The organism is Thermaerobacter litoralis, assembly GCF_054654595.1.
This window is the reverse complement of sequence record NZ_BAAIES010000009.1, coordinates 215,689-228,862: the sequence shown is the minus strand read 5'-3', so window position 1 is coordinate 228,862 and position 13,174 is coordinate 215,689. Positions and strand designations below refer to the sequence as shown.

At 69.1% G+C, this 13,174-nt stretch carries 7 protein-coding genes and 1 pseudogene; 1 reads left to right on the top strand and 7 read right to left on the bottom strand.

Annotation, left to right across the window (positions count from 1 at the left end; translation table 11 throughout):
• Window positions 1–20: 20 nt before the first annotated feature.
• The 5 genes and pseudogenes from ACYQ02_RS08105 to ACYQ02_RS08085 form a co-directional block, all read right to left on the bottom strand.
• Window positions 21–995, bottom strand: coding sequence for an ABC transporter permease subunit (locus tag ACYQ02_RS08105; RefSeq protein WP_460039946.1), 975 nt, complete (start codon window positions 993–995; stop codon window positions 21–23).
• Entirely contained in the window at window positions 992–1,648 is a 657-nt protein-coding gene (locus tag ACYQ02_RS08100) for an AAA family ATPase (protein WP_460040330.1), read from the bottom strand. The genes ACYQ02_RS08105 and ACYQ02_RS08100 overlap by 4 nt, the downstream gene beginning before the upstream one ends.
• Window positions 1,637–1,957: pseudogene (locus ACYQ02_RS08095) on the bottom strand (ATP-binding cassette domain-containing protein); the annotation flags it as partial. The gene ACYQ02_RS08100 and the pseudogene ACYQ02_RS08095, both read right to left, overlap by 12 nt.
• Before the next feature lie 140 nt (window positions 1,958–2,097).
• A complete protein-coding gene (locus tag ACYQ02_RS08090; RefSeq protein WP_460039945.1) occupies window positions 2,098–5,265 on the bottom strand; it encodes a hypothetical protein in 3,168 nt (1,055 codons plus the stop codon).
• Window positions 5,266–5,660: 395 nt separating this feature from the next.
• Window positions 5,661–7,376, bottom strand: a complete 1,716-nt coding sequence (locus tag ACYQ02_RS08085) for an amidohydrolase (protein ID WP_460039944.1) — start codon at window positions 7,374–7,376, stop codon at window positions 5,661–5,663.
• A 190-nt stretch (window positions 7,377–7,566) separates the two neighbouring features.
• Between ACYQ02_RS08085 and ACYQ02_RS08080 the strand changes: the two genes are divergently transcribed.
• Window positions 7,567–9,642, top strand: a complete 2,076-nt coding sequence (locus ACYQ02_RS08080; protein ID WP_460039943.1) for a hypothetical protein — start codon at window positions 7,567–7,569, stop codon at window positions 9,640–9,642.
• Window positions 9,643–9,770: 128 nt separating this feature from the next.
• On the opposite strand, the gene ACYQ02_RS08075 is transcribed toward ACYQ02_RS08080, so the two are convergent.
• Both ACYQ02_RS08075 and ACYQ02_RS08070 read right to left on the bottom strand, forming a co-directional pair.
• Window positions 9,771–11,552 (bottom strand): acyl-CoA synthetase, encoded by a 1,782-nt coding sequence (locus ACYQ02_RS08075; RefSeq protein WP_460039942.1) that lies wholly within the window; start codon window positions 11,550–11,552, stop codon window positions 9,771–9,773.
• Between the two features lie 56 nt (window positions 11,553–11,608).
• Entirely contained in the window at window positions 11,609–13,141 is a 1,533-nt protein-coding gene (locus ACYQ02_RS08070) for an acyl-CoA carboxylase subunit beta (RefSeq protein WP_460039941.1), read from the bottom strand.
• Window positions 13,142–13,174 lie beyond the last annotated feature (33 nt).

Sequence of the window (13,174 nt, the reverse complement as noted above, 5' to 3'; positions counted from 1 at the left end):
CGCTGCTGCCGCGGGGTCGCTCAGGCCCTCCGGCGGGTGATCAGCCGGGTGGTCGCGACCACCAGCAGCACCGTGAAGGCCAGCGTCCAGAGGACATACGCCCAGAAGTATCCATCGGGCCCCAGCAGGCCGGCCACCCGGGCGGCCGTGGTGAGGCGGACGCCGGGCGGCGGCAGGGATCCCCGACCAAGGACGATGGCGCCAGCAATCCAGTTCCAGGCCTCGATCACCGGCGAGCGCAGGGCGTAGAGCAGGCTGAGCACCGGGCTGGCCAGTTCGACGGCCAGCGGGCCCAGGGGGCGGGGGGAAACCGCGCCGGCCTGCGGCCCCGGCGGGTTCAGGGCGTCCAGCACGGGCCGGGCCAGCAGGGTGAACGCCACCCAGGCCATGGCGACGCCGTAGGTGGCGATCACCGCGGCCACCGTCCGCCGCAGGACGGTGGAGAAGAACAGGCCCAGGGCGGCCCAGGCCAGGGCGCTGACGGTGAAGTGGATCAGCAGGCGCACCAGGGCGTCGGGCTGGACCGCGTTGAACCGAAAGAGGGGCAAGAACACCGGCAGCGACGCCACCACCAGCCACAGGGCCAGGGCGACGGCGGCCAGCAGCTTGCCCGTCACCATGCGCCAGGCGGGCAGCTTCGTCACCAGGAGGACCTCCCAGGTCTGCCGCTCCCGCTCGCCGCTGATGCTGCCGGCCCCGGTGGCGCCCGCCACCGCCCCGATCAGGACCAGTTCCGCCAGCATGAGCACCTGGAAGATGATCCAGGTGATCTCGTAGGCCGCGGCCCCCGCCCGCGCCGGGTCGGTGACGCCCGAGAGCACCACCGCCAGGAGGAACAAGGCGGCGACGGCACCGGTGTAACCGAGAAGGAGCAGCACCGTCCGGTTCCGGCGCATCCGGGCGCGGAACTCCAGCTCCAGGATCGGATTGAGGGCTGTGGGCACCAGGACCCGGTGGAACCGGCCCAACCCCGCAAACCCCCGCCGTTCGGTCACCGCCCGTCCCCCCTTCCCCCGTCCACCCTGGCCGGCAGACCGGCCAGGCTCTCGACGGCGTACAAGAAGGCCTCCTCCAGGCTCCCGCCCACTTCCGCCAGGTGGCTGACCAGGAATCCCGCCTCCACCAGCCGGGCGTTGATTCCCGCCAGGGCGGCGGGACCACCCGCGAAATCGACGATGAGCTCGACCCGGCCGTCCCCGCCCGGCCCCGCCGGGCCGGCCGGTCCCCCAGCCCCCGCCCCGCCGCTCTCTTCGCCGGCACCATCGCCTGCCCGCTCCACGTGGGTCACCGCCGGCAAGGCCTCGAGGAGCCGCCGCGCCCGGGCCGCCAGGGCGGCCGGTTCCTCCCCCGGGGGCAGGACCAGGTGCAGCCGGGCCGAGCGGCGGCGAACGGCGGCCAGGACCTCGGCCATGGTGCCGGCCAGGAGGAGCCGGCCGCCGTGGATGATGCCCACGTGGGTGCAGAAGTCCGCCAGCTCGCTGAGGATGTGGGAGCTGACGATCAGGGTCTTCCCCATGGCAGCCAGTTCCTTCATCAGCTCCCGGAACTCGATCCGGGCCGCCGGGTCCAGGCCGCTGGCCGGTTCGTCCAAGAGGAGGACCTGGGGATCGTGGATCAGGGCCCGGGCCAGGCCCAGGCGCTGCTTCATGCCGCGGGAGAGGGTGTGGACCATCGCCCCCGCCTTGCTAGCCAGGCCCACCAGGTCCAGCAGGGCGTCCCGGCGCCGGCGGGCGGCGGGGCCGCGCAAGCCGTAGCAGGCGGCGTAGAAGTCCAGGTACTCGGTCACCGTCAGGTCGTCGTAGACGCCGAAGAAATCGGGCATGTAGCCCAGCACCCCAGGCAGGGCGTCCCGCTGGCGGACCACGTCGATCCCGCAGACCCGGGCCTCGCCGCCCGTGGGCTCCAGCAGGCCCGCCAGGATCCGCAGGCAGGTGGTCTTGCCGGCTCCGTTGGGTCCGATGAACCCGTAGACCGCGCCGTGGGGCACCACCAGGTCGATGCCGCCCAGGGCCTGAACCCTGCCGAAGGTGCGCCGCAGGTCGCGGGTGACGACGGCGGGTTCACCGTGGGAGGCTGGAACGCCGCTGGGCTGGGGGCTCACGGGGTCACCTCCAGTTCCACGCGGGGAAGGACCGCCATCACCGGTGCGCCGTCAGGTCCCCGCAGGCGCAGGCTGAGGCGCCCTCCCGGCGGGAGGAACCGGCCCAGGGCCGGGCCTTCCAGCTCCAACCGGGCCGGGCCGAAGGTGATCCCGGCGGTCGCGGCCGGGGGCGCCTCCCCGGGGGCTTCCCACACCCCCGGTGCCTTGACCGTCACCCAGCGGGCGGCGGTGAAGTCGTAGAGGTCCAGGGACGCCTCGACCAGCGGGGATCCCGGCCCGCGGGACGGCAGGTGATCGAAGGTCAGGCGAAGCCGCCGGGCCCGGGCCGCCACGGCCTCGGGAGGCCGCCACTCCAGCTCCACCGTCCCGTTCTCCAGCACGACCGCTTGGGGGTCGGCCGAGATCACCTGCTGGGCCCGGATCTGGGTGGCCTCCAGCGGCCACAGGCCGGTGCCGGCGAGGGACGTGCGGCTAGAGGGCCCACCTGAAGGCGGCCCCGGCGCCGCTCCTTCCCGCGATGCCGGGGGCGCGCCCGCTCCGCCCAGGGGGTCGACCTGCACCGGCGCCACCACCAGGGTGAACCCGTGCCGGTCCCAGGTGGAGGGCGGGTGGAGGGGAAGGGCGGGCGCTCCGGCCGCGGCCGGGGCCGGCCGGTCCGCCCCGGCAGACCCCGCCCGTTCACCGCTTTCCGCCTCGCCTGCGGCATCTTGCCCGCCGGCCCCGTGCCCGCCAGCCGCCTGCCCCAGCAGGACCGGGGTGCCCTCAACCCCGGCCACCAGGACCACGCCGCCCTGGGTGGCGCCGGCGAGGCTCTGGATGGCCTGTCGCAGGTGGTTGTGCTGGCGCTGGGCCTGGGCCCCGCTCCCGCCGCCCGAGCCGGCGGGGAGGGTGGGCCCGCCGAAGCCGGGGGGCCACGAGGGTGGAGGGGGCGTGGGGTCGATCCGGACGACGGCCTCGGCCGCCTGTCCGGGGGCCAGATCACCGACGTGGTGGACGACCCGATCCCCCTGGAGGACCGCGACTTGGGCCAGCGGCACGTCAAGACCGTTGACCACCTGCAGCCGCCAGCGGTCCTCGCCGGCCGGCCTCGCGCGGGCGACGAGGCCCGGTCCCTCTTCCGTCCTCTTCAGGGCCAGGTCGAACTGCACCGTCACCGGGTCGACCCGTCCGGCCCCCGGCCGGGCCCAGCGCACCCGCTGGCCGGCGGCCGCCGGTTCCACCTCGACGGTGGGGGCCAGGGCGGAGGGCGGGCTGAAGAGGGATGCGCCCTGCGGGCGAAAGACCGGCACGACCAGGGCGCCGGCGGGAGCGGTGACCGCGGCGGTCGCCCCCGGCCGGTAGGCGGCGACCAGGCCGGACCAGGATCCCCGGGTGCCCCCGGCATCCAGCAGGAGGAACCCGGCGGCTGTGCGGGGCGTGTCCCGGGAGGCCAGGATGCCGCTGACGTAGGAACCTGCGATGACGGCCCCGGCCAGGGCGGGGACCACGATCCACGCCAGGGGCCGGCGGCGGCGCAGGATCCCGTGGAAGGTGACCGGCCCCACCAGGACCAGGTAGGCGGCGAACCCCAGCAGGAGGACAGCAGGCCCAGGGAACTGCAAGCCGGGAAGGTCGCCCACGGCCGTCAGCAGGGCATCGGTGTGGGGAGTGTAGATGTTGAGCTGGACGAGCCCGCCCAGCACCGTCCGGAACAGGAAAGGCGGGCCGCCGGCATCCAGCGCCGTGGCGTAGGGAACCGGGTTGGTGCGGCCGGAGGTGCCCGGAACGGGACCCGACCCCATGCCGTAACTCGCCCAGACCAGGTCGGCCTGGCGCATGGTGGCCGGCCGGAGATCGGCGCCCAGCCAGGCCGCCAGGGCGGCCGGGGTCCCGCTCCAGCTGAGCCAGGGTTCGGCGTCCAGCCGGGTCGACCAGGCGTAGACGCGACCGGCGCCGGCCTGGGCCACGTACCCGGCAGGGGCGGCCCCCTGCGGGCCTGCCAGAGCCAGGCTCGGGGGCGGGGTGGCGCCCGGGGATGGGGCGCGGGCCCGCTGGTCCTCATCCGATTCCCCCTGACCTTCGCTCGAACCCGGAGCGGAGGACCGATCCCCCGACGCCCCCGTGCCGGGCTCGGCTCCGCCAAGCGGGCGCAGGATCGCGGCGACGGCGCTGGTTCGTCCCGGTGGGGGGACGTCGGGCTCAAGGCGCCGCGCCCAGGTGACCGCCCCTGGAAAGGTGTCGACGGTGACGGAGCCCGCGACCTTCCAGGGGAAGAGTTCGGGGCCCAGGCTGGCCGCGACGGTGCCTGCGTCAGGGCCGGTGCCGACCAGCAGCGTTCCGCCCAGTTGGACCCAGAGGGCCAGGGTGGCTTGCTGGGCGGCATCCAGGTCGCGCCAGGAGGCCGCCCCGTCCAGGACCACCAGGTCGAAGTTGGCCCAGCCCGCCGCGGTCCGGGGAGCGAGCTGGGGGTCGATCCGGTCCACCGTCACGTGGCCGCCGCGCGGAGCGGGCAGGGCCGCCAGGTACGGGATGTCCCGGGGGGCCAAGAGGGCCACCCGGATGTCGGTCGCCGCGCCCCCCGGGACGGGAACGGTGGACCAGGCCGCCACGTCGCCGTCTTCATCCAGGAGCCGGGCTTCCAGGGACATGACGGTGATCCCACCCTGGGTGGGGACGGGCACCGTCAAGGTGCGGCGGGCCCCGGCCGGGACCTCCACGGGATGCCTCCATCGCACCAGATCCCGGGTCAGGGCGGAGGGGCTGGCGGCGGGCGGCATGCCAGCGAACGGCCCCTGGAGGATGACCTCCACCCCGGCGACCTCCAGGGTGCCGCGGAAGGGCGCGGATCCCGAGTTGGTGATGGTTATGCTCGCTGGAATCCAGGGGCCGCCGGCCGGCTGCTGGCCGTACCCCGCCAGGACCTCCAGGGAGAGGGGGGAACCGGAGGCGGGGGCGGAGCCGGAGCCGGGAGCCGGCGAACCGCCGGTCTCAGCCTGTGCGCGGGAGATGGGCAACCCGGCCCCGATCAGGGCAGCGAGAAGGGTCGCGACCACCGCCAGCGCGGCGAGGGCCCGTGGGAGAAAGCGGCGCCGCCGGGGCGCGGGTCCTGGGGGGGTGGTGGCATCGTCTTGCCTGCTCCGGGTGTCCGCCACGGGCATGCCGGCGGTGATCGGCGCCAGGAGCAACGACCCACCCCCTTGAGGGGGTGTGCCCTCACTACGCCGGACGATCCGGCCCGTCGACCCGCTCTGTGGCTCCACCTTGACCACCGCCCCCATTCATCCATCGACGATGGACGCCCCGCACCGGTTCCGTCCTTCGGAGGCATCGCACCTGCCGAGTTGGTGAGGCGCCACCTTGTTACTTGTGGTTCCTTGTGTCGTTGGTGTCGTTCGGTGGGAAAGACTGGGATTCCTTTTGCGCAGCGGGCCGCCCCGACACGATCTGCCCCCTCGACTCGCCATGTAGCGGGACGACGCCTGTGCCCATCCGGGAGAAGGGTGGCAACGGCGCCCCAGGACACGGAGCCGTTCGCAGCGGCGGGGCGACGCGACGACGCGATACCCACCCATCCGGAAGGCTATGCTTCGTAAACCCGCTGGCCGGCCATGTAGGTCGCCAGCACCTGCACCGTATCGATCTCCTCCGGTTCGACGGCCAGGGGATCCCGGTCGAGGACGACGAAGTCCGCGGCGAAACCCGGGGCCAGCCGGCCCACGCCCGGGAGGCGCAGGACCCGGGCAGCCTCCCGGGTGTACAGGGCCAGGGCGGTGGCCGGCGGGATGGCCTCGCCCGGCCCCACCTGGCGCCCGTCGGAGGCCGTCCGGGTGACAGCCATCTTCACGTTGACGAAGGGATTGGCCGGGTCGGACCACGAGGTGGCCGGCGCGTCGGACGAGAGGGCGACGCGGACGCCCGCGTCGAGCATTGACCGCAGCGGGTAGGCGCACCCGGCCCGTTCCTCCCCCAGGTTGTTGACATAACTCTCGATCTCCGCGAACAGGAAGATCGGTTGGGGGACAAAGGCCATCCCCGCCTGGGCCGCCTGGACCATCGCCTCGGGACCGGCCAGGGTGGCGTGCTCGATGCGGATGGAGGGGCCGTCGGCGAGCCATGCCGGGAGGCCCACCAGGGTGCCGGCCACCTGCTCGATGGCGCGATTCCCCATGGCGTGGACGGCCAGCTGCACGCCGGCTCCCCGGGCCGCGGCGGCCGCGGCCCGCAGTTCCTGGGAAGTGACCATGGGGAGGCCGTGGCTACCATCCCCTCGATAGGGCGGATCGACCCAGGCGGTACGTCCTGAAATGCTGCCGTCGGCGAAGACCTTGATCCCGGCGACGAAGACCGGCTGGCGGGGGTCCAGATCGATCGGCTCATAGGGCAGGAGGACAGGGGCCCCGCCCCTTGCTGCGCCTCCCCCTTGGGGATCGGGGTCCACGCCCAGACCACCGGTTGCGCCGCCCTCCTCGCCGTCCTTCTGCAGGTGGTCCCAGAGGACGTAAAGGGCCACCCGCTGCTGCAACCCCCGGGTCCGAGCCATGCGGTACAGTTCCAGGTCGTCCACCGGATGGCGCCGGGCCATCATGTCGGTGATCCCGGTGATCCCCCGCGCGAAGAGGTAGGGGCTGAGGCCGGCCAGCATCTCCGCCCAGGCCTCGGGGGAGGGATTGGGGATGCGGTCGAGGACCAGATGGCGGGCCGATTCCCGCAGGATGCCCGTCGGTTCGCCGCGTTCGTCCCGGTCGATCCGGCCACCCGGCGGGTCCGGTGTCTCCCGGGTGATCCCCGCCAGTTCCAGGGCTTTGCTGTTCACCGCCACCACGTGGTAACAGATGCGGGTGATGACCACCGGCACGTCGGCGGCCCCCCGGTCCAGGTCCCAGCGGGTGGGGGCACGCCCTTCGGCCAGCTTCCCCTCGTCGTAGCCCCAGCCCAGGATCCACGGCGGGTTTGGCTGATGCCCCGGGTTACGCGCCAGGTCCTCCCGTCGCCGGCGTACGGCCGCGACGATGTCGTCGACGGAGTGGACGGCCGGCGGCAGGCAGGCGATCTGCTCCGCGGTCTGGGCGAGGAACAGGGGATGCATGTGGGCGTCGACGATGCCGGGAATCACCCGCCGTCCTTGGAGGTCGACGGTGGCCAATCCCGAGCCGGGATTGGCATCCTCTTGGCGGCCGATCCAGCGGATGCGACCGTGTTCCACGACCATGGCCGTCGCTTCCGGTAGCTGCGGATCGGCGGTGAAGATGCGGGCGTTGAAGAGGAAGAAAGACGGTAAATTGCGTAATCCTGGCATGAGAAGCCTCCTTCAGTGGAACGGCCAAGGCTGATTTCACTCTCTTGTTTGACCTTTTTGACCTTGAACCTTCCGGTTCCTGTGGCCGGGCGGCTCAGTTCAACCCGGTTGCCCATCATTGCCTCTGGGGTCCCTTTCGCCGGTTGTTTGGAGACGTAGACGGCTGCACCGCAAAGGGGGCATGAAGAGCGTGAAAGCGATGATCGTACAGCATGAAACATACTCCTTTCAGTTGCGCGTCTGGCTGGGCGATATATCAGAGGGAGAGGCGCGAAAGCTTATCGCGACCTGTGGATGGCGGTTCAAGGGACCGTATGAAAGTTATTCCCAAGGGTATTCATACTTTTTCTTCGTCTACAAGCCGTGGGGAAAGAACGACCTCCGAGCCGTCGACTTTGCCGGAATTGTGAAACAGGCTGCGTGGGAGTTAGATATTGGAGTCAGCCAGATATTGTACGGGGACGAAGTGCCAGATCAGGAATATGACCTCGGTCTTACGTCTCAAGATGACGATCAAGACGAAGAAGACCAGGAGGATGGATTCGACGAACCGATCGATGAACAGGACGATGAATTGAATGACGAAGACGAGGAACCTTGCGAAGACGGTGACGAGGATTATGAGGCTAACACCGATGACCATGAAGACGATAGTGACGATGAATACGAAGACGGTGAAGAAGAGGACGAAGACGCTTTCCCGCTAAGACAAAACGATGTACCAATGGATGAGTCTGCACTGGACGTCATTGTTGACCACGAAGGGGGCGATGGTCATACCATCGACCGCCCCGCCGCCGGCCAGCATATGAAACCCCATATAGATGGTCATCACCTTGAGGAGATTGCGGACCGGATGGAGGAGCTTCACTCTGCCCTTCAACCGCTAATTCATCAGGTTGGACGATCCAAGTTGGATAATTATGGTGGACCGATTATGCGAATACGGCGGTTGGCTGGGGATATTTTTGCTGAGACAACCTTGAGTCTGATTTCTCTCCATCTTCTTTCCCCGACGGAAGAGACCTTACGGACGGCAATCCAGATCTCCCCTAACGCGTTATTGCGCTTGGATGAGAGCAGCGTAGACCGCCTTGCGCAGTGGGCCGTTCATGTTCTGCAGAACCACCCTGACCTCGTTGTCCGGTTACTTGAACCGGTGCCACAAAAGACTAACGAAATGAAGCTTCATCTGGCCCAGGCCTATCTTGAGCTTGGGCAGGTTGAGGACCTGATGGTCATCGCCAAACAGCTAGAAGATCAAGGATATCGTCTGAGCGAGGTCTATCATCTATTGGCATTGGCCTTCAAAGATCTTGAGCCGCATTTGGCGGAATCATATATCAAGAAAGCTGTTCAAGCAAATCCTAACAATCGCCAAGCTGTTAAGGATGCCGTAGAGATCATTCGGCTCCGTGATGAACTTCTTGCATTTTTGGACCAGCATCTTGAAAGGTTGTCGTCGGGAATTGAAATGTACCGGTCGAGGGACCTCTACGAGGAGAAGGTCAGGTGCCTCGTCGAGTATAGCGGTGTTTCAAATCGGGCATTGGTAGACGCGATCCTAGACTTAATGGAGGCCTATGGATTTGCGGAAGAACGATGCTGGTCGTTTTATGAGCAATATGCACGGAAGTCCAACCTGTCCTCCCGGGATCTCATGGACATTCTCACATCGATGGGGTCCGGGAACCGTGTGCTGAAGGAAATTGAAAACCTGGCATTGTCTGAGATTGGCAAGTCCGCCGGTGCCGATGCGACTGTTATCGAGGATGCTTGTATCGCCCTACAGGCATCGGGGCGGGAAGATGGCGCCCGGGAACTTTGGGAGCTTTACATGAACGAGCGTTGCGAGCTGGAGAAGAAGGGTATGTTTGGATCCAGGGCGGAACCGGCACAGCTTTTCCAGCACCTTGCGGGCGTCGATCAATGGCCCAGTCTTATGGATCACCGGGTGGCCATCGTGGGCGGAACCCAGAGGGTGCGAGAGAAGGTGGTGGACATCCTTAAACGCCATTGCCACCTGCGCTCGGTGGCAGAGGTCCCGCCTTCATGGGAGAGGAATCTGTCCCAGAGCGATGTCGATCGCTTGCTCCGTGGGGCGACCTTTGTGGTGGTCATTACAGGTGCGATGAAGCATCTCACGAGCAACATGGTATCCAATTGGGAAAAAAGGCAGCGCCATAATCCCCGCATGGTATTCCCCCGCGGTCGCGGGGTGTCCGGCATCATCGCCTCCATCCTTCACCATGCAGCGCAGCCGTAGCGATCTTATCTTGCAGTTCGGCCCGGCACCAGGCCCACCAGCTGCGGTGCCGGGCCGCCCCCTTCACCCAACCCAACGACCACCCTCCGGGCGGCGGACCCCTGCCGGCCTTCCCGAAGGGAAACCCTTCAATCGCCTCCGGTTAGCACCTTACCGCGAAGGACGTGCTTGAGCACCTTGCCCGTGGCGTTGCGCGGCAACTGTTCGACAATGAAAAGCCGCTTGGGGATCTTGAAGCGGGCCAGCTTGCCTTCGCAGAACGCGGCCAGTTCCTCCAGGGTCAGGGTCTGGCCGGGCTTGACCGCCACGAAGGCCACCGGTACCTCGCCCCAGCGGTCGTCCGGGGCCCCGACTACCGCCACCTCCATCACCTTGGGGTGCTGGACGATGACCTGTTCCACCTCGACGGGGTAGACGTTCTCGCCACCGGAGATCAACATGTCCTTCTTGCGGTCGACGATGTAGTAGAAGCCCTCCTCGTCCTGCCGGGCCAGGTCGCCCGTGTGGAACCAGCCGTCGCGGAAGGCCTCGCGGGTGGCCTCGGCGTTGTTCCAGTAGCCCGCACAGACGTTGGGCCCGCGGACGACCAGCTCGCCCACCTCGCCGGGCGGCACATCCTGCCCGGCCTCGTCGACGATGCGCAGCTCGACGGTATGGACCGGCAGGCCGATGGACCCGTTCTTCCGCTCGGCGTCGCGGCTGTTCAGGATGGCCACGTCCGGCGCGGTCTCCGTCATGCCGAAACCCTCGAGGAACCGGAATCCCCTGGACTGGAAGAACCGGATCACCGTCAGCGGGCACGGGGCCCCACCGGCCACCAGGCTGCGAAGGCTGGAGAGGTCATAGCGGTCGAACTCGGGATGATACATGAGGGCCTGCCACATGGCCGGCACGAGGAAGAGGACGGTGATCCGCTCGCGCTGTACCAGCTCCAGGGTTCGTCCCGGGTCGAACTGGCGCTCCAGCACCACCGTGCAGCCCTTGAACAGGGCCGGCAGGGTGTAGACGCTCAACCCGCCGATGTGGAACATGGGCGCCACGGTGAGGACCACATCCCGGGTCTCCAGCCCCTCCTCGTTCAAGAGCATGTTGACGGCATTCCAGACGGAGTTGCTGTGAGTCAGGACCGCCCCTTTCGGCCGGCCTGTGGTGCCCGAGGTATACATCATCAGGTGGGGATCGAAGAAGCTGACGATGGCCTGCGGCTCGGCCGTCCCGTGAGCCAGGTGTCCCTCGAGCCACGCGTCGTAGGCCAGCTGCGCCGGCACCGGGTGGGCGGGATCCGGCGCCCCGGGGGCCATGGCCGTCCCCGTCGCCGGCGGGAGTGGGCCGGGCGCCGCCGTCGCCCCGGTCCCGCCGGGCCAGCCCGCTGGCGAGGGGGCGGTTCCTCCCATCCGGACTCCCAGCCCCGGTCCCCCCGGGCCCGGGGCCTGGGCAGCTGGGGAAGGAGCGCCAGCCGCGGACCTGCCCGCCTCCATCCCGGGCCCGCGGGTTACCACGACCGTTCGCACCCCGGTTCCCTGTACCGCGGCCTGGGCCAGCGGGGCCAGGATCGGGTCGTAGAACAGCACCGTGGCACCCGAGTCATCTAGGATGAACCGGACCTCCGGCGGCGCCAGCCGCACGTTGATGGGTACCGCCACGGCCCCGATCTTCGCCGCGGCGAAGAGCACCTCGAGGAACTCGATCCGGTTGGGCATCAGGATGGCCACCCGGTCGCCCTTGCGCACCCCCAGGTCGACAAGGCCGCGGGCCAGGGCGTTGACCCGCCCGTTCAGCTCCCGGTAGGAAAGGCGCCGGTCCCCGTCGACCAAGGCCGTCTTGTTCGGGTGGAGCAAGGCCGCCCGGGCCAGTAACGCCCCCACCGTGGGCGGCTCCATCACCACACCGCCCGATACGTACGCCGGCATCGACCGCACCCCCCATGCGATCCAAGACGCATCCCCACGATTCTGGCACTATCAGTTCAGCTCAGGATCGTGGCGTGCTTGCGCCGCGGCAGTTCCACCTCCCGGTTCTCGAACTGCTCGAAGTAGCGGCTCACCTCCCGGCGCAGATCCCGGGGCGGGATCAGGTCGTCGACCACCATCTCCGCGGCCAGCTTGGTGATCTCGTACCCCTTGCGATACTCCTCCCGCAGTGCGGCCACCACCCGCGCCCGCTCGGCGGGATCGGGGATCGCCTGCAACCGGTTGTAGAACACGGCGTTGATCGCGGCTTCCGGCCCCATGACGGCGATCTCCGCCGACGGCAGGGCCAGGGTGACGTCGGGATTGTAGGCCGGCCCGGCCATGGCGTAGATCCCCGCCCCGTAGGCCTTCCGCACCACCACGCAGACCTTGGGCACCGTGGCCGACGAGGTGGCGAAGATGAACTTGCGGCCCCGCCGCAGGATCCCGGCCCGTTCCACCGCCGAACCGGCCATGAAGCCGGGGGTGTCGCACAGGTACAGCAACGGGATGTTGTAGGCGTCGCAGATCCAGACGAACTCGGCCCCCTTGTCCGACGACTCGGGGAAGATGGCCCCGCCCCGGACCGCCGGCTGGTTCGCCACGACGCCCACCACCCGGCCGTCGATGCGGGCGAACCCCGTCACCAGCTCGCCCGCGTAGGCCGCCTTGACCTCCAGGAAGCTGCCCTCGTCCACCAGGGCCTCGATCAGCCGCCGGACGTCGTAGGGCTGGTTGGGATCCCGGGGGATGATGGCGTCGATCTCGGCAGGGTCGCGGGCCGGGGGCCGCGGCTCGGCCCGGGCCGGGCGGCCGTCGCAGTTGTCCGGCAGGTAGGTCAGGAGCCGCTTGACCAGCTCGGCCGCCTCTTCCTCCGTCTCGACGACGAAGTCGGCCGAGCCGCTGACGGTGGCGTGCATCCGGGCGCCGCCCAGGTCTTCCGGCGTCACCTTCTCCCCGGTGACCATCTGCACCATCCGCGGCGAGGCGATGGCCATGGCCGCGTTGGCCAGCATGATCACGAAATCGCAGAAGACCGGCGTGTAGGCCGTCCCGGCAAAGCACGGGCCGTACAGCACCCCGATCTGGGGGACGGCGCCCGACATGATGCTGTGGTAGTAGAACAGCCGGCCGCCGCTGTAGCGGTCGACGTGGTAGCCGCCCGCCTCGTCGATCCGCGCCCCCGAGGAGTCGATGAGGTAGAGGATGGGCCGCCGGGCCCGAATGGCCGCCTCCTGGACCCGGATCATCTTCTCCCCGTGGTAGCGGCCGATGGACCCCGCCTTGACCGTGTAATCGCTGGCCGCAAAGAAGACGAGCCGGCCCCCGATCCGCCCGCTGCCCGTCACCACGCCGTCGGCCGCCAGCTCCGGGTCCCCCGCCCGGGCGAACTCGCCGAACTCGGTGTAGGGTTCGCCGTCGTCGAAGAACAGGCGCAGCCGGTCGCGAACGAAGAGCTTGCCCGCCTCCCGCTGCTTCTGATGGCCCCGTTCGGGGCCTCCCCGCTTGATGCGTTCCAGTTCCCGGAGGACCCGTTCCTCCCGCTCCATCGGACGTGACCTCCTGTTCATACCATGGGCCGT

Coding starts and splice junctions, on each gene's coding strand:
- ACYQ02_RS08075 (WP_460039942.1), bottom strand. CDS start 11,552: ATGCCGGCGTACGTATCGGGCGGTGTGGTGATGGAGCCGCCCACGGTG.
- ACYQ02_RS08070 (WP_460039941.1), bottom strand. CDS start 13,141: ATGGAGCGGGAGGAACGGGTCCTCCGGGAACTGGAACGCATCAAGCGG.
- ACYQ02_RS08100 (WP_460040330.1), bottom strand. CDS start 1,648: ATGAAGCAGCGCCTGGGCCTGGCCCGGGCCCTGATCCACGATCCCCAG.
- ACYQ02_RS08085 (WP_460039944.1), bottom strand. CDS start 7,376: ATGCCAGGATTACGCAATTTACCGTCTTTCTTCCTCTTCAACGCCCGC.